Source organism: Mesorhizobium sp. M7A.F.Ca.US.011.01.1.1, from assembly GCF_003998295.1.
In the GTDB taxonomy this organism is placed as follows: domain Bacteria; phylum Pseudomonadota; class Alphaproteobacteria; order Rhizobiales; family Rhizobiaceae; genus Mesorhizobium.
On sequence record NZ_RZRT01000049.1, the window covers coordinates 1 to 15,374 of the forward strand.

The window sequence follows — 15,374 nt, forward strand, 5'->3', positions numbered from 1 at the left end:
GGGTTAGGGTGGGGGTTCTTCTTCGCAAGAATCCGTATGCGATAGCCCTGCCCTTGTGGGGAGATTGGCAGCGTCACCCCTTCCCCTTCTCCACCTCGGCCTTCCTCAGCAGGAACCGCTGGATCTTGCCGCTCGGCGTCTTCGGCAACTCGCTGACGAATTCGACTTCGCGCGGATAGGCGTGGGCCGAGAGGCGCTTGCGGACATGATGCGCCAGTTCCTCGGCCAGCGCCTCGCTGCCTCGAAAGGCGGGCGCCAGAACGACGAAGGCCTTGACGATTTCGGTGCGCTGCGGGTCGGGCACACCGACGACGGCTGCCTCGTTGACCGCCGGATGTTCGAGCAGCGCGCTTTCGACGTCGAACGGGCCGATGCGGTAGCCGGCCGAGGTGATGACGTCGTCGGCGCGGCCGATGAAGGAGATCGAGCCGTCGGGCTCGAATTCGACCGTGTCGCCGGTGCGGTAATAGCCACCCTCAATGGCAGGGGTTTCGGCCTGGTGATAGCCGCCGAACCAGCGCAGCGGCGAATTGGCGATGTCGACGGCGAGAATGCCGGGCTGGTTGGGGCCAAGTTTGTGGCCGGCCTCGTCGAGCACGACGATGCGGTAGCCCGGCATGGCGAAGCCGGCCGAGCCGTGGCGCACCGGGTGCGACAGGCCATGATGGTTGTTGACCATCATGCCGTTCTCGGTCTGGCCGTAATGGTCGTGGATGGGGGCGGCGAGATGGGCGTCGAACCAGCGGATCACCTCCGGGTTGAGCGGCTCGCCGGCGCTGCTCACCACGCGCAGCCGGCCCTTGACGCGGGCGGCTGCCTCGGGTCCTTCGGCCAGCAGCAGGCGGAAGGCGGTGGGCGAGCCTGCGAGGCTGGTGACGCCGAGGCGCTCGATGATGTCGTAGGTGCTTTTGGCGGTGAAGGCGCCCTCGTTCAAGGTCGTGGCGATGCCAAGCAGCAGGGGGCCTGTGACGGCGTAATAGAGGCCGTAGGCCCAGCCGGGATCGGCGATGTTCCAGAAGACGTCGTCGGGCCGCAGCCCGATGGCATCGCGCATATAGGCGCCGAAGGCCATCAGCGCGTTGAGCGGCACCGGAACGCCCTTGGGGAAACCGGTCGTGCCCGAGGTCGACATCATCATGAACAAATCGTCGCCCTTGCGGATCACCGGCTGGCAGTCAGGCGAGGCGGCGGCAAAGGCGGCGCGGAAATCGATGTCGCCGGCCGGCAGGGCTTCGCCTGGGGCAAGGATGGTCGCAACCCGAGGGCAATCCTCCACCTCGTCGAGTTTGCTGCGATTGGCCATGTTGGTGACGACGAGCTTCGCGCCGCTGGTCTTCAGCCGGTGGTCGATGGCCTTGGGGCCAAAGGCGGTGAACAGCGGCTGGTAGACCGCGCCGATACGCCAGGTGCCGAGGATGAGCGCCACCAGTTCGGGAATGCGCGGCAGCATGCCGGCGACGATGTCGCCGGAGCCGACACCAGCCGCTTTCAGCATGTTGCCGACGCGCGCCGACATCTCCTTGAGATCGTCGAAGCTGAACTCCCGCAACTCGCCACCGGCGGAGATGGCGCGCAGCGCCAGCCGGTTCTGGCCGGTATGGCGATCGCAGCATTCGATGCAGGCGTTGATGCCCGTCGCGGGATCGCCGTGGAGCCGGGCAATTTCATCCTCGATGCGAAAGTGAGCAACGGCATCGACATAGTGCGGCAGCGCCGGTGTGTTGGTCATGGCAGTCCTCCCTGGTGGCGCCGCATCTCCCCATGCGGCGCTGTCGGCTATAGATGCCCGAAATCGTGGCTCTGGTCGATGCGGCGAAAGTTGGTGGCGGGGCAGGTTGGCGCTTGAACACCCCCCTCTGTCCTGCCGGACATCTCCCCCTCAAGGGGGGAGATTGGATGCCGCGCCGGCTTTCGCCAATTTCCAGCGGTTCAGCGGCGAAGAAAGGCGCGAAGCATGCTGCTGCCAATCTCCCCCCTTGAGATGTCCGGCAGGACAGAGGGGCGCGCGAGAAGGATCGCGGCGCTGACAATCCTGCGGCAATGCACGTGGTTGACCCGCCCGCCCATCCGGCCGATAGCACCGCCAGATTGCCCGAGAAACCCGATGACCTCAGACACCAACCTCCACGACGCGCCCGCCGCCGATCCCGATACCGCCTGGCAGGCCGAAATTCGCGCCGGCGTGCGCCACGTGCGCGATCTGGCGTCCCTGCCGTTGTCGCCAGCTGAGCGCGCGGCGGCGCAAGCGGCGGCCGCGAACCACAAGGTGCGTGCGCCCAAAGCCTATCTCGACCTGATCGACTGGAACGACCCGGCCGATCCGATCCGGGCGCAGGTCATCCCCTCTCCGCAGGAACTGGAGGAGGTGGAAGGGGAACTCGACGATCCGATCGCCGACCATGACTTCAGCCCGGTGCCGCGATTGACGCATCGCCATGCCGACCGGGTGCTGCTGTTCCCGACCTATCAATGCGCGGTCTATTGCCGGTTCTGCTTCCGCAAGGAATCGCTGACCTCGATCGGCAGGGGTTATACGCGCGAGGCGCTGGAGCCGGCGCTGGCCTATATCGCGGATCACCCCGAAATCCGTGAGGTGATCCTGACCGGCGGCGATCCGCTGTCGCTGCCCGACAAGGCACTGGCCGAGATCTTCGCGCGCATCGATGCCATTGCGCATGTGCGGCTGCTGCGCATCCATACGCGCGTGCCGGTGGTGCTGCCGTCGCGCATTACATCAGGGCTCGTCGCGGCGCTGCAGGGCCGGCTGATGGTCACTGTCGTCACCCATTTCAACCACGCGCGCGAGATCACCGACGCAACCGAGGCCGCCTGCCGCACGCTTCGGCAAGCCGGCTTCGTGCTGCTGAACCAGAGCGTTCTGCTCAAGGGCGTCAACGACAGCATCGAGGCGCTGGAGGAGCTCTGCCGCGAGCTGATGTACCGCCTCGGCGTTAAACCCTACTACCTGCACCATGGCGACCTCGCGCGCGGCATGGCGCATCGCCGCACGACGATTGCCCAGGGACAGGCGCTGACCGAAGCGCTGCGCGCGCGGCTGTCGGGCATCTGCAACCCCGTCTATGTGCTCGACCTGCCGGAAGGCGGCGGCAAGGTGCCGATCGGGCCTTGCCATGTCGAGGGACGGGACGGCGAGAACTGGCGGCTGCGCGGGCTCGATGGCGAGGTAAGGGGATATAGAGAGATCGTTGGCGAATAGGGCTGCGCGTACCGCGCGTCTTCCTCGACAAACGCCAGCACCACCACGCGCGGGGCAACACAGTAGGCGAGCCGCGCCTTGCGGCCTGTCTTCGTCGTTGCGCGGCCTGCGTTCAGGTCGATGGTGATGTCCTCATAGCCCAGCACCTCGCGATCGAGCGGATAGACGGCCTTGTAGACGGCTTCCTTGGCGGCAAAGAGGATGCGGCCGGCAAGATGCCGGTCGGCTGCGTCCGTGCGGTCCGCGGGTGTTGTCACGAGCGCCAAAATGTCATCCGGGAGAGGCTGCGCGGGCTCGACGTCGATGCCGAGCGAGGCGATATCGCCAATCGGTGCAATCGCCGCCACGGCCATGTCGTCGTCGTGCGCGAGCGAACCGGTTATTCCGTCAGGCCAGACCGGCGCGCCGGTTGGCGAGCGCAAGATGGCGACGTCGCCAACGCCAAGCTCCGCCAGCAGTCCGTGCGCGATCCACCGGGCCGCGCCGCTGGCGCGCCGCATGGCCGGTTGACGCGCGGCGATGAAGTTCGCTTCCCCGGGCAGCAGATGGGCGTCGTCGCCGTCGCGGATCATCCGGCATCCGATCCGGACTCCCGATGGTGCGATGGCGGCGATCGCTTCGGCCAAGGCGATTTCGTCGGGCAGCCGCATCACGGCTCGTGCGTCCGTGCCGGCAAAGCGAGATCGGCGATCATCTCTCCGTCCTCGTCGAGCCCTTCTTCGATGAAACCGGCGCTGCGATAGAGGTTTCGCGCCGCATCGTTCTCCGGTTCGTAGCAGATCGAGACGTGGCTGATGTGGCTGAGCCCTTGGATTTCGTCCAGCACCTCACGCAGCGCGGCCTTGCCGTAACCTTTGCCTTGAGAAGCGCGGTCGATCATGAAGCGGTAGATGCGCGCCTCGTCGTCATCCTCGGGCGCCTCGTACATGAGGAAACCGACGACACGGGCCCCAGCCATGACGACGCGCGGCCGCGCGTCTTCGTCAGTCCCGGCTTCTTCCAGCGAGTCCGCATTGCCGGCGACGAAATCCCTCTGCTCCGGGGCGAGTTCCAGGGCCGTGACCTGGGCCCGGTTGGCCTCGGTCACGGCAACGAGACGGATGTCTCCGGTGTTCAAGCCTATGCCCTTCTTCAAGCCGATGCCCTTCTTCAAGCCAATGCCGGGGCCGATGCCTTGGAGCCATCGTCGGTGATCGGCTCGACGAAGCGGTGCGGCTTGGCCGGGTTGCCCCTCCATATGGAGTTGGGCTCCAGCTCTTCGCCCTTCATGACGAAGGAGTCGACATCGACCACCGAGCCTTCGCCCATCACGACGCCGTAGTGGACAAAGGCTGAGGGTCCGAGCGTGCAGCCCTTGCCGATGCGGATGAAGTCGGACTTGAAGGCACCTTCTTCCAGCGAATGGGCCTGGATGACGCAGCCCTCGTTGAGGGTGGCGTCGTCGCCGATCTCCACCAGCGAGCGTTCGGTCAGATTGCTGCCGCCGTCATAGACCCGTTTGCCAACCTTGACGCCCAGCATGCGCAGGATCATGGGCCGGAACGGCGTGCCGGCGAACAGGCGCACGATCGGCGAATCCGCCAGCTTCCAGTGACGTTCATGGCGCCAGAACGCGACGTCGTAGATCGTCGTCATCCGAGGCTTCAGCCGGCCAAAACCAAGGCTCGCCCGCTCCACGAAGATGTAGAACGGAATGGTGATCGCCGAGGTCAGGAGCATGGCGACGAACAGCGCGACTTCCGCCCATTCGGTATAGTAGTTCAGCGCCCGGTCCCAGATCGCCAGCGTGGCGAACAGCATGACCCATTGCGTTGCCACGAACAGCAGGATCGTCACCAGATTGTGGCGGTTCTTCAACGGGATGCGCCGGCGCCGGTCGTCCTCATCGATGCCGGCGATGAGTTCCTTGTCGCGGTTCACCATGCGCGGGATTTCAAAGGCAGGCGAACCCAGAAGCCCGACATTCTCGCGCAGCGGCCCGTCGATGGGGATCATCGCCTTGGTGCCGAGCAGGACGTTGTCGCCGGTGCGTCCGTCCGGCGGATAGTAGATGTTGTTGCCGAGATAGTTGCGCTCGCCGATCCTCGTCGGCTCGAGCCGGAAGGCGGCGGCGGATTTGTGCATGTTGATCATGAACAGCCCGTCCGACACCATGGTCTCGGTGCCGATCTCGCACAGAAGCGGGTTTTCGTGCTGCTGGTTGGAGCCGAAATTGGAACCGGTCTGCACCACCTTGTTGAGGTTCCAGCCGATGGCTCGCATGTAGTGCACGATGGCCGAGCTGTCGCCGGCAAGCAGGCCGAGCACGCGGGAGTTGCTGGAGAATTCAGCGACAGTCTGCAGCCAGTAGCGGAAGCCGTACAGCGTGTAGGTGCGGCCGGGCTTCAACAGCAGGCTGACCAGGCGTGGCACCAGCGTCGCCGCCAGGAAGGATGCGGCCATGTAGCCGAACAGCGTGACCGTGGTGCCGATCGCGACGACGCCGATGGTCTCCTGGTAGTCGTCGCCGACGTTTTCCCAATAGCTGTGGAATAGGAGCGGCAAGGGAGTGACGATGGCAAACAGCCCGATCAGCTGAACCGCTTCGAACAGAAAGCGCCGGATGTTGGACGGATCGACATTGCGCACCTTGCAATAGTCGGCCGTGGTCGGCACGGCCGGCGAGCCATGCCAGCGTTCGCCGTCGGGGATGCTTTGGCCGCGGTGCAACGAGGACGAATGGCCGAGCTGGGCGCCGTCGCCGATCCTGGTGTCGATGTCGAGCGTCGAGCCGACGCCGACAAAGGCATCGCGACCGATGGTCAGCGGCCCGGTGTGGATATAGCCGGACTGCGCCCGGAAGCCGAGAATCATCGATTCCTTGCGCAGGATGGTGTTGGCGCCGATCGAAATGAGATCCGTGCAGACGGGCACGGATTTCGATTCGATGACGGCGTTCTTGCCGAGCTTGGTGCCGAGAAGCTGCAGATAGATGCTGTAGAGCGGGCTGCCGCGGAACAGCACGACGGGCGCGGTGCGGATCAACGTCTTGACCACCCAGAAGCGGAAGTAACGCACGCCCCAGATGGGAAACGCCTCGGCCTTCCAGCGGCCGACCAGCACCCATTTGGCGATGACGGCAAAGCCCGACATACCAAAGAACACGGCGGCCGAAAGCGCCACGCACCTGATGTACAGCTGCAGCGGATCGTCGAGCGCGTCATACATCCAGTTGAGGCCGTCATTGACCGCCCACAGGGCGCCATAGCTGTAGAGCGCGTAGAACAGCAGCTGTGCGGCGCCGCAGGTCCAGTAGGCGAAATTCGAGGCCCGGCGGGTGAGGACGGGCTCGTTGGTGGCCGTCGCCATCTCGTCCGCCACGCCCAGATGCAGCGCGAGCCGCGCCACGGTCGGGTGGAGATAGATGTCGCGCATCGACGCCGTCGCCCATTCCTTCCTGGTGCGCAGGCGCGCGCAGAAATGCGCCATCAGCAGCGAGTTGGCGCCGAGATCGTCGAAGAAATTGTCCTCGACGGACACTTCTTCGAATTTCAATACGGCGGCCAGCGCGTCGGCCAGGAAACGCTCGTCGTCATTGGCGGGCGCGACCATGGCGCGATCGCCCGAAAGCCGCACACTTGTCGGCTTCGGCAGCTGGCGCAAATCAACCTTGTTGGAGACCGTCATCGGGATCGCCGGCAGCTCCTCGAGATAGGAGGGCACCATGTAATCCGGCAGCCGCCGCTTCATCGTCCTGGCGAGGTCCGCGCGCGAGATCGACGGCTGGCCGGCCTTGGGGGCGTAATAGGCGACGAGTTCGACGCGGCCGGGCTCGATCTCCCAGGTGGTGACCGCGGCCTGGGCGATCTCGGGCTGATCGAGCAGCACCGCCTCGATCTCGCCGAGCTCGATGCGGTAGCCGCGGATCTTGACCTGGGTGTCGATGCGGCCGTTATATTCGATCTCGCTTTGGTCGTTGATGCGGCCAAGGTCGCCGGTCCGGTAGATGCGCTTCGACGGATTGTTCGGCAGGCCGACGAAATCGGCGATGAATTTCTGTTCGGTCAGGTCAGGCCTGTTGAGATAGCCGACCGCGAGCCCGATGCCGGCGATGCCGATCTCGCCCAGTTCGCCCGGCTCGGCAAGCTGCGGCAGCGAAGCGTCGAGAATGACGATCGAGTAGGTCGGCAGCGGTGCGCCGATGGTGACGGGACTGTCCGGCGTGAGCGCGCCCATTGTGGCGGTGACGGTCGCCTCGGTCGGGCCGTAGGTGTTCAGGATCTGCCGCCCCGGCTTCGACCAGCGCACCACCAGATTGTGCGGGCAGGCCTCGCCGCCGACCAGCAGCGTGCGCAGGCTGGGCACATCTGACGTCATCGACGACAGCAGCGTCGGGCTGCAGGCGATGCAGGTGATGTCATGGAGCCGCAGGAAATCGGCCAGTTCCTCGCCCACCAGCGGCATCTGGCCCGGCGCCGGCACCACCGTCGCGCCGGCGACGAACGGCACCCAGATCTCTTCGGAGGAAAAGTCGAAGGCGATGGTCATGCCCTGGTAAACGCGATCGCCCGGCCGGTAGCCGTAGGAGGCGGCGGCGACGCGGATGAAATTGACGAAACTCTGGTGCTTGATGACGACGCCCTTGGGCTTGCCGGTGGTGCCCGAGGTGTAGAGGATGTAGCAGGTGTCGTCTGATGAAGCGGCCTTCGCATTCGGCTTCAGCGGCGCGCTGGACTGTTTGGAGATCTCGGCGGCGGCGTTGTCGATCAGCAGATACGGAACCGGCAGTTGATCGGCGCGCGACGCATAGGCAGCGATGGTGACGATCAGGCTGACGCCGGCGTCGTCGATGATGAGCGTCATCCGCTCCTGCGGAGACGCGGTGGCCAGCGGCACGAAGGCAGCACCTGCCTTCATCACCGCGAGCAGCGCGACATAGGTCTCCGCCGAGCGGTCGAGAATGAGCCCGACGCGGTGGCCCGGCCGCACGCCGCGCTTGACCAGCAGGCGGGCGAACTGGTTGGCCCGGCTGTCCAGTTCACGATAGGTCCAGACACGCCCGTCGGAGATCACCGCCGGCAGCGCTGCAAACATTTCGGCGAGCTGTTCGAAGACGGTGTCGAGCCGCTCGCCGGGGAGGCCGTGCCGGGCAAAGTCGGCGCCCGTCAGGATCTGCCCGCGCCTGGCTGTTGCGGGGGCCGTTTTTACCAGCGCATCGACATCTGCCGGGCCGGTTTCCAGCCCCGATCGTTCCGCGTCCAGTTCGGCGATGTCGACACCGTGATCCATTTCCATACTTTCCCGTCCAGGCCGGGCATCGCCCGGCACGGCCATTTTTCCAGTTGTTGTGGGATGCTTATGCCATCCGATCTTTTCGCCAGTTTTTCCGAACTGTTGAATATTGTTTCTGAACTGTGTCTGGGCGGGGGTTTTGGCCCTCTTTGTCGGGCTTGCGGGGGAGGGAAGCCTCCGCCCGTCGCGCCCTACGGCGCCCCCCTCTGGCCTGCCGGCCGTTCGTCGTTCGGAAAGCCAAGCAATTGGCTTTCCGTCCGCTACGCGGACCACTTCTCAACCCCCACTTGTGGGGAGATTGGCAGCTTCGGCGCCGGCCTTTTTCTGGAACCAGCCTTGAGGCCCCGCATTCTATGAGCAGGGACTTAAGGAGCGTGTCGTGAAAGCGGTTTTGGGACTGGTCTGCGGCTTCGTGCTGACCCTTGCGGTCTTCGGCAGCGGACTGGGCTTCGCCGCCTGGCTGCTTGCCGCGAAGCCGCCGCGCCAGGCAACGGCTACTGTCAGCGTGGCGGAGCTGTGGACCAAGAAGGTGCGGCCGGTGAACAAAGCCGGGCAGGGCCTCGAACGCCTGCCGGCCAAACAGTCCGCGCCGCCCGACATCCCCGCCAAACCGCAGGAAACACCGCCCGACCCCACCGTCACCGGCGCCATCGCGCCCAAGACGACCGAATTGCCGCCTCCGCATCTCGCCTGGTGCGCCAGCCGCTATCGCTCCTACCACCCGGACGACAACAGCTATCTCTCCTACAGCGGGCAGCTGCGCCCCTGCATCTCGCCCTATCTCGAAGCCGCCGGCCAGCTCGTCCAGCCCACTGCCGACGATGGCGACGAAAACGGCGCCGGCCTGGGGGTCTACGCTGCCGACGATGGCGGCGAAGCCCTTTCGGCCGACCATGTCGATTACTGCTTCAGCCGCTACCGCTCCTATCGCCCGGAAGACAACTCCTACCAGCCATACTCCGGCGGGCCGAGACGGCAATGCCAATAGAGCCCGCACCGCAGGCATGGCGATCCGATCGCGCGGATTTCTGGAGCGTTCGCATTGGCGCGGCGTTCAACCCTGACCCAAAAGGAGGACTGACCATGAGCGACGACCGGGACGACAGAATTCGTGAGCGCGCCTACCAGATCTGGGAACGGGAAGGCCGCATGCAGGGCGACCCCGAACGGCACTGGCACCAGGCCGAGGCCGAGATCGACCGCGAGGCGGCCCTGCCGCTGACGGCGGACGATGCGCTGCCTCAAACCGGCGAGATCGCCAGCACCGACGTGCTGGAGACCGAGGCGCTGGCGGTGCGCACCGGCATATCGGGCGATGAGGCACAGGAACTGCTCGACCGCTTGGGCAACGACCGCGCCGCGGTGGAGCAAGTCGCCCGCAGCCTCAAGGCCAAAAGACGGCGAAACCCCGATGAGGGACTGGCCAAATGATCGAAAGCTGAAGGACGGAAATACCGGCTCCATTCACTCAAGAAGGGCGAAAACGGTGGCGCCTCATCTTCGGCTCTGTCGCCAATCTTTTTCGCCATGGCCAGAGCCTTGGGCTTGGTCGTGAGCACGGCCCGCCAATGCGGCTTCTCGAAAACGCTCAGGTTGCGACGGGCTGGTCGGTGATCACTTACGCTTGACGCGAAAGCGAAAGCCCGCGCCTCTGGCGGAGGACGCGGGCCGATCGGACGGCCGATCTTCGGCAGGCGGTGGAGGGCACCACCTGCCGCACACATCAACAATTAGCTATGACTAATGTTCCGTCAAGCTGGATCTACTTCGTTCGAATGTCGGCCTCCACTGCAATTGTGCCGCTGGCCTAGGAATGCATGCGTCCAGCGGGCAGCTTGCGTCGATGTCGATAGGAATTTTTTCTTGACCTGTGAGGGCAGTTATGCTACATTTCTTTCTATGGTGCTGATTTGCGCCAGTGACCCGCCGCACAGGCGGGTTTTTTGCGTTTTGGCCGGCGCTGCGCCAATTTTCAACGTTGCCAGCGCGAGGTGATCGTAGTTGCGCAACATCGCGAGCACAGAATACCCGGCACTAGCGTAGAGCGTTACGGCGACCCAGCAGCAGAGCGATGCCCAACGCCGGAAGCGTCGCCACCGCGAGGGCGAAGAAGACGAATTGCAGCCCGGCCAACGCGGCGACCAAGCCGAGCGCTGGACTGCCGAAGCCGAGCGCCACGTCGAGGAAGACGGTGTAGAGTCCCATGGCCAGGCCGCGGCTGCGCGACGGAAGATGGCTTACTGCCTCGGCACCGAGACCGGGATAGACCAGCGAGTAGCCAAGGCCAGTGAGACCCGCTCCAATTGCGGCGACAACAGGCCCGGTCGCAAGCCAGATCAGCATCAGCCCTGCGGCCTCGACGGCGACGAAGATCACAGCGACGCGTGCGCCCCCAAGCCTGTCGGGCAGGTGGCCGAAGCACAGCCTTGCCACGATCAGCGCCGCGGCATAAGCCGTGAAGGGAAGCCAGATCGGCTGCCATCCCCGTTCGGCAAAGAGCAACGCGGCAAAGGCCAGGATTGCGCCATAGCCCAGGCTGCTGAAAGCTGCTCCCACTCCGGGAAGCCAGACCGCTTGAGCCACGCTCGTCCATGACTGCGGCACGCTGCTCGCGGCGGTGCTGGTGCCACGCATCGGCAGGATGGCAAGCAGCGTCGCAAGCGGCAGGACGATGGTCGCGAGTGCGATCGCGGTGAAACCGCTCGCCGCATAAAGCGCAGATCCGACCGGCGCTCCAAGCGCGAGCGCCGCAAACATCGCCGTGCCCACCCAGGCTATGACTTTTCCGGAGTTCTGTCCGCTCGCAACGGAGAGGCCCCAGGCGACGCCGCCGGTGATGATGAAGCTCTCCGACGCGCCCAATACCGCCCGGCCGGCGAAGAGCGCCGATGCGGACGCTACCGGCCGGTCGAGCAATGCCAGTGAGCCGAGGTAAAATAATCCCGCCAGGGCAGCGGCAATGAGGCCGACGACGACGGCCCGCTTGCCGCCGCGCCCATCGGCATAGTTTCCGGCCCCAATGCGCGACAACATCGAGGCGACGAACTGGCTGCCCGTCACCAGTCCGACCGCGAAGGGGCCGAAGCCGAGTTGCTGATGAAGATGCAGCGGCAGGACGGGTAGCGCCAAGCCGATCAGAAGGAAGCCGGCGAAGACAGCCGCCATGATTGGCACCAGTTCCGCCATCGCTCCATTTCGGTCTGAAGTCCCCGCCACTTTGGCCATCGGCAACACCTTGAACCCAACAGTTCAGATCAGTAGCGTTCGTAGGTCACACGCCAGCCTTCGGCCGGATTGTCCGGCGTGAGGACCAGTTTGTTGTCCGAGACTTCGAATTTGCGTTTCATGCTCTTCCCGACAAGGTTGCGGACTAGGGAGGACTCGATCGTGATGACGAAGGTCTTGTCCTGGTCGTTGATGGCGACGGGCCCGTAATAGGCTTCGTAGCCATTCGCTGTGTAAGGCGTGTCCGGCGCCTTGGCGTCGGGGTTCTGGGCCTGCACCGAGAGGGAGCCGGCCTCGGTGAAGATGACCTGGCCGGAATACGGCACTGGCTTGAGGTTTCCCTCGGCACCGGCCTCGAGCGACCTCATGCGCCATGCGCCAATGATCGGGGACTCTTGCGAGAACGCCGGCGTGGCGACGGAAAGCGCAAGCGCAAGGGCGGCGATCTTCGATCTCATAGTCATGTGTCGTTGTTCCTTTTCTGATTTGGCGGGGGGCGGACAGGCCGTCCGCCCAATCTTCGCTCACACGGAAAGCATGACCTTGATGGCACGCCGCTCGTCCATGGCGCGGTAGCCTTCAGCGACCTCTGCCAACGGCAGCTTGAGGTCGAAGACCTTGCCGGGCTTGATCCTGCCTCGCAGTACACGGTCCATCAGGTCGGGCAGGAAGCGGCGCACTGGCGCTGGGCCGCCCATCATTCGCTTTTGGCCGAAGAATAGTTTTTGGCCGTCGAAGCTCACGCCATGCGGCACGCCGACATAGCCGATGGTGCCGCCGGGGCGAGAGCAGGCCAGCGCCTGGTCGAAGGATTCTCCCGTACCGACGCATTCCAGCACGGAGTCCGCGCCGACGCCCTTGGTGAGTTCCTTGATGCGCGTGACGCCTTCCTCGCCACGCTCGGCCACTATGTCGGTGGCGCCAAACTCGCGGGCGAGCTTTTGGCGGCTGGCGTGCCGGCTCATGGCGATGATGCGCTCGGCGCCCATCTCCTTGGCCGCAAGCACGCCCATCAGGCCGACCGCACCGTCGCCGACCACCACCACCGTCGATCCTTCTCGGACCTCGGCCGCGTCGGCCGCATACCAGCCGGTGCCGAGCACATCGGACACAGCCAGCAAGTCAGGGATGAGTTCGGCCGGCGGCACCTCGGCGGTGGCGACCAGTGTGCCATCGGCCAACGGCACGCGGGCGTAAGGCGCCTGCGCGCCCGACATGAACTCGCGCTGCACACAGGACGACTGAAAGCCGAAGCGGCAATGCGGGCAGGTATTGTCGGAGAGGCAGAACGACCCGACGACGAACTGGCCGGGACGGACCGTGCGCACCTCCGCGCCGACCTCCACGACGATACCACAATATTCGTGGCCCATATGCATCGGCCCGTCGACCGGCTGCAGCCCGCGATAGGGCCACAGGTCCGAACCGCAGATGCAGCTTGCCGAGAGCTTGATGATTGCGTCCGTCGGCCGCATGATTTTCGGATCGGCGATTTCCTCGCAGCGGATGTCGCCCGGTTTGTGAAGAATGGTTGCGATCATTTTGGTTCCTTTCGAGTGGAGAAGATCAGGCGCCGTAGTCGGCGTCGCTGACATGTTCCAGCCAGTCCACGACCTTGCCGTCCTTGACCTCCTGGAGAGCAATGTGGGTCATGGCGGTCAGAGGCGACGCGCCGTGCCAGTGCTTCTCGCCGGGCGCGAACCAGACGACGTCGCCGGCACGGATTTCCTCGACCGGACCGCCCTCGCGCTGCACGCGGCCAAGGCCGGAGACGACGATCAGCGTCTGGCCGAGCGGATGCGTGTGCCAGGCGGTGCGGGCGCCGGGCTCGAAGGTCACCTGTGCGCCTTGGACTCGCCCGGCATCGAAGGGATTGAAGAGTGGATCGATCCGCACCGTTCCGGTGAACCAGTCAGGTGGTCCCTTGCCGGAAGGCCTCGTGCCAGCGCGAAGAATGTCCATGGTGATCTCCTTTGCGTCCTCAAATGCGTTCGATGCGAAGCGGGAACTCGCCGCGAATGTGCAGGGCCTGCTCGCCCTCATCGAAGCGGCCGAGCCTGATCAGCCCGGGATGGCGATAGTCGGCGTGGAACATGGCCAGATTGCCCCAGGGCATGAAATAGCACAGGTCGTAGGGCTGCTCGTTGGCGAACGGGCCACTTCCCTCCTCAGTCAGCTTGCGCGGCAGATAGGCGATCTTCTCGTTATGCGCGTAGTCCTCGATCTTGATGTCGAGCGGCAGCATGGAGAAGAAGTCGCGCGCTGAGGGATTGTCGTAGAGCGTGGCGGTCATGATGCGGCCGTTGAAGGCCATCCTGATCTTCATGTCGGTTGGCTCCTGGCTGATCGAGGCTTTGCCTTCTTGGCTGGCGGCTGCGCGAGGCAGGGCCGCGACCGCGAGCGCGGCGCCGAGCAATGTCCGGCGGCTGAGCGGCGCACGCTCGATGGTCATGGCAAAGACTTCCGGGTCATATGCGATGCGGCAAGGGCGGCGAGCGCCGATCCGCAGAGCAGCACTGCGCCTAGAGTGAACGCTCCCCACCAGCCGACCGTATCGAAGAGCGTGCCGCCGATTGCGGCGCCGCCGGTGATGGCGAGCTGGATGACGGCTACCTGCAAACCGCCGCCGGCCTCTGCGTCGTCCGGCAGCGTTCGGCTGAGCCACGTGCCCCAGCCAACGGGCGCGGCCGTGCCGAAGAAGCCCCAGGCAACCAGCAGCAGTGTTGTGGGACCCGGGAGTGCACCGAAAGCGATGAGTGCAGCGGCCAGCGCGGCCATGACCAGCGGGATAACAATGAGGATGCTGAACAGGCGCGTGCGCAAAAGCCGGCCGACGCACCATGTGCCGAGCACCCCCGCCAGCCCCATCGCCAGCAGGACCGCCGAGAGGGCAGCGATGTCGAGCCGGGTGGCGCTCTCGAGGAAGGGCCGAAGATAGGTGAAGAGCGCGAACTGACCCATGAACAGCATCATGATCGACGCCATGCCGATGGCGACTGGAAGACGACCGAGCAGCGCCAGCGGATTGCCAGGACGCTTCCTCCGGCGCGGGGGCAGCGCCGGCAGGCTGGTCCACTGCCAGGCCAGCGCCAGGAGACCAAACGGCACGACGAGGAAGAAAGCGCCGCGCCAGCCGACATAGGCGCCAAGAAAGCTGCCCAGCGGCGCCGCGATGGTGGCCGCAATGGCATTGCCCGCGTTTAGCATGGCGAGACCCTTCGGAACCATGTCTTGCGGCACGAGGCGCATGACGATCGCGGTCGACATCGACCAGAACCCGCCGATCGCGATGCCGAGCAGTGCCCGGCCGACCATGAGGAACGCGTAGTTCGGCGCGAAGGTCACAGCCAAACCGGACACGATGAGGAGGAGGGTGAAGCCAGTCACGACCAGTCGGCGGTCGATGCGGCGCGTGAGGCCGGCGACCAGCAGGCTGGTCACGACAGCGAAAACGCCCGAAATCGAGATCGCCTGTCCTGCGTGGCCCTCGGTGATGCCGAGATCGGACGCTAGCGGCGACAGCAGGCTGACCGGCATGAATTCAGACGCGATGAGCACGAAAACACACAGCGCCATCGACAACACCGCGCCCCATGCGGCGCGGTCTTCGACAAGCCTTGTGTCGTACGTCGTTTCCACAATTGGCATCCTTGCAAGGCGA

12 protein-coding genes and 1 pseudogene are annotated in these 15,374 nt (G+C 65.1%); 3 read left to right on the top strand and 10 right to left on the bottom strand.

Annotation, left to right across the window (positions count from 1 at the left end):
• Positions 1-73: 73 nt before the first annotated feature.
• Positions 74-1,729 (bottom strand): acyl-CoA synthetase, encoded by a 1,656-nt coding sequence (locus tag EOA13_RS29135; RefSeq protein ID WP_127296947.1) that lies wholly within the window; start codon positions 1,727-1,729, stop codon positions 74-76.
• A 375-nt stretch (positions 1,730-2,104) separates the two neighbouring features.
• Between EOA13_RS29135 and EOA13_RS29145 the strand changes: the two genes are divergently transcribed.
• Complete coding sequence (locus EOA13_RS29145) at positions 2,105-3,217, top strand: KamA family radical SAM protein (protein ID WP_127296973.1); 1,113 nt, start codon at positions 2,105-2,107, stop codon at positions 3,215-3,217.
• 86 nt (positions 3,218-3,303) lie between these two features.
• Here the strand turns inward: EOA13_RS29145 and EOA13_RS39015 are convergent.
• The 3 genes and pseudogenes from EOA13_RS39015 to EOA13_RS29160 all read right to left on the bottom strand — a co-directional run.
• Positions 3,304-3,867, bottom strand: a pseudogene (locus EOA13_RS39015) (4'-phosphopantetheinyl transferase superfamily protein); the annotation flags it as partial.
• Positions 3,867-4,352 (bottom strand): GNAT family N-acetyltransferase, encoded by a 486-nt coding sequence (locus EOA13_RS29155; RefSeq protein WP_127296974.1) that lies wholly within the window; start codon positions 4,350-4,352, stop codon positions 3,867-3,869. The pseudogene EOA13_RS39015 and the gene EOA13_RS29155, both read right to left, overlap by 1 nt.
• 14 nt (positions 4,353-4,366) lie before the next feature.
• On the bottom strand, positions 4,367-8,491 hold the full coding sequence (locus EOA13_RS29160) for a Pls/PosA family non-ribosomal peptide synthetase (protein ID WP_127296948.1): 4,125 nt from the start codon (positions 8,489-8,491) through the stop codon (positions 4,367-4,369).
• A 376-nt stretch (positions 8,492-8,867) separates the two neighbouring features.
• On the opposite strand from EOA13_RS29160, the gene EOA13_RS29165 reads away from it, so the two are divergent.
• Together EOA13_RS29165 and EOA13_RS29170 are read left to right on the top strand one after the other, a co-directional pair.
• Entirely contained in the window at positions 8,868-9,476 is a 609-nt protein-coding gene (locus EOA13_RS29165; protein ID WP_127296949.1) for a BA14K family protein, read from the top strand.
• A gap of 95 nt (positions 9,477-9,571) precedes the next feature.
• A complete protein-coding gene (locus EOA13_RS29170) occupies positions 9,572-9,919 on the top strand; it encodes a DUF2934 domain-containing protein (protein ID WP_127296950.1) in 348 nt (115 codons plus the stop codon).
• 603 nt (positions 9,920-10,522) lie between these two features.
• Here EOA13_RS29170 and EOA13_RS29175 read toward each other — a convergent pair.
• Genes EOA13_RS29175 through EOA13_RS29200 form a run of 6 tightly spaced genes read right to left on the bottom strand, consistent with a single transcriptional unit; the run spans position 10,523 to position 15,352 of the window.
• Positions 10,523-11,713 carry an arabinose transporter gene (locus tag EOA13_RS29175; RefSeq protein ID WP_127296951.1) on the bottom strand — a complete coding sequence of 397 codons (1,191 nt, stop codon included), beginning with the start codon at positions 11,711-11,713 and terminating at the stop codon, positions 10,523-10,525.
• Positions 11,714-11,742: 29 nt separating this feature from the next.
• On the bottom strand, positions 11,743-12,177 hold the full coding sequence (locus EOA13_RS29180; protein WP_206535327.1) for a lipocalin-like domain-containing protein: 435 nt from the start codon (positions 12,175-12,177) through the stop codon (positions 11,743-11,745).
• A 60-nt stretch (positions 12,178-12,237) separates the two neighbouring features.
• Complete coding sequence (locus tag EOA13_RS29185) at positions 12,238-13,254, bottom strand: zinc-dependent alcohol dehydrogenase family protein (protein WP_127296952.1); 1,017 nt, start codon at positions 13,252-13,254, stop codon at positions 12,238-12,240.
• Positions 13,255-13,279: 25 nt separating this feature from the next.
• Positions 13,280-13,675, bottom strand: coding sequence for a cupin domain-containing protein (locus EOA13_RS29190; protein WP_127296953.1), 396 nt, complete (start codon positions 13,673-13,675; stop codon positions 13,280-13,282).
• A 19-nt stretch (positions 13,676-13,694) separates the two neighbouring features.
• Positions 13,695-14,165: a cyclophilin-like fold protein gene (locus EOA13_RS29195; protein WP_127296954.1), complete on the bottom strand. Its 471-nt coding sequence runs from the start codon at positions 14,163-14,165 to the stop codon at positions 13,695-13,697.
• Entirely contained in the window at positions 14,162-15,352 is a 1,191-nt protein-coding gene (locus tag EOA13_RS29200; RefSeq protein ID WP_164780400.1) for an MFS transporter, read from the bottom strand. Before EOA13_RS29200 ends, EOA13_RS29195 begins: the two co-directional genes overlap by 4 nt.
• Between the last annotated feature and the right edge of the window lie 22 nt (positions 15,353-15,374).

Bases quoted from the DNA above. Each gene is read 5' to 3' on its own strand.
- EOA13_RS29135 (WP_127296947.1), bottom strand. From the start codon at position 1,729: ATGACCAACACACCGGCGCTGCCGCACTATGTCGATGCCGTTGCTCAC.
- EOA13_RS29145 (WP_127296973.1), top strand. From the start codon at position 2,105: ATGACCTCAGACACCAACCTCCACGACGCGCCCGCCGCCGATCCCGAT.
- EOA13_RS29160 (WP_127296948.1), bottom strand. From the start codon at position 8,491: ATGGAAATGGATCACGGTGTCGACATCGCCGAACTGGACGCGGAACGA.
- EOA13_RS29170 (WP_127296950.1), top strand. From the start codon at position 9,572: ATGAGCGACGACCGGGACGACAGAATTCGTGAGCGCGCCTACCAGATC.
- EOA13_RS29175 (WP_127296951.1), bottom strand. From the start codon at position 11,713: ATGGCCAAAGTGGCGGGGACTTCAGACCGAAATGGAGCGATGGCGGAA.
- EOA13_RS29180 (WP_206535327.1), bottom strand. From the start codon at position 12,177: ATGACTATGAGATCGAAGATCGCCGCCCTTGCGCTTGCGCTTTCCGTC.
- EOA13_RS29185 (WP_127296952.1), bottom strand. From the start codon at position 13,254: ATGATCGCAACCATTCTTCACAAACCGGGCGACATCCGCTGCGAGGAA.
- EOA13_RS29190 (WP_127296953.1), bottom strand. From the start codon at position 13,675: ATGGACATTCTTCGCGCTGGCACGAGGCCTTCCGGCAAGGGACCACCT.
- EOA13_RS29195 (WP_127296954.1), bottom strand. From the start codon at position 14,165: ATGACCATCGAGCGTGCGCCGCTCAGCCGCCGGACATTGCTCGGCGCC.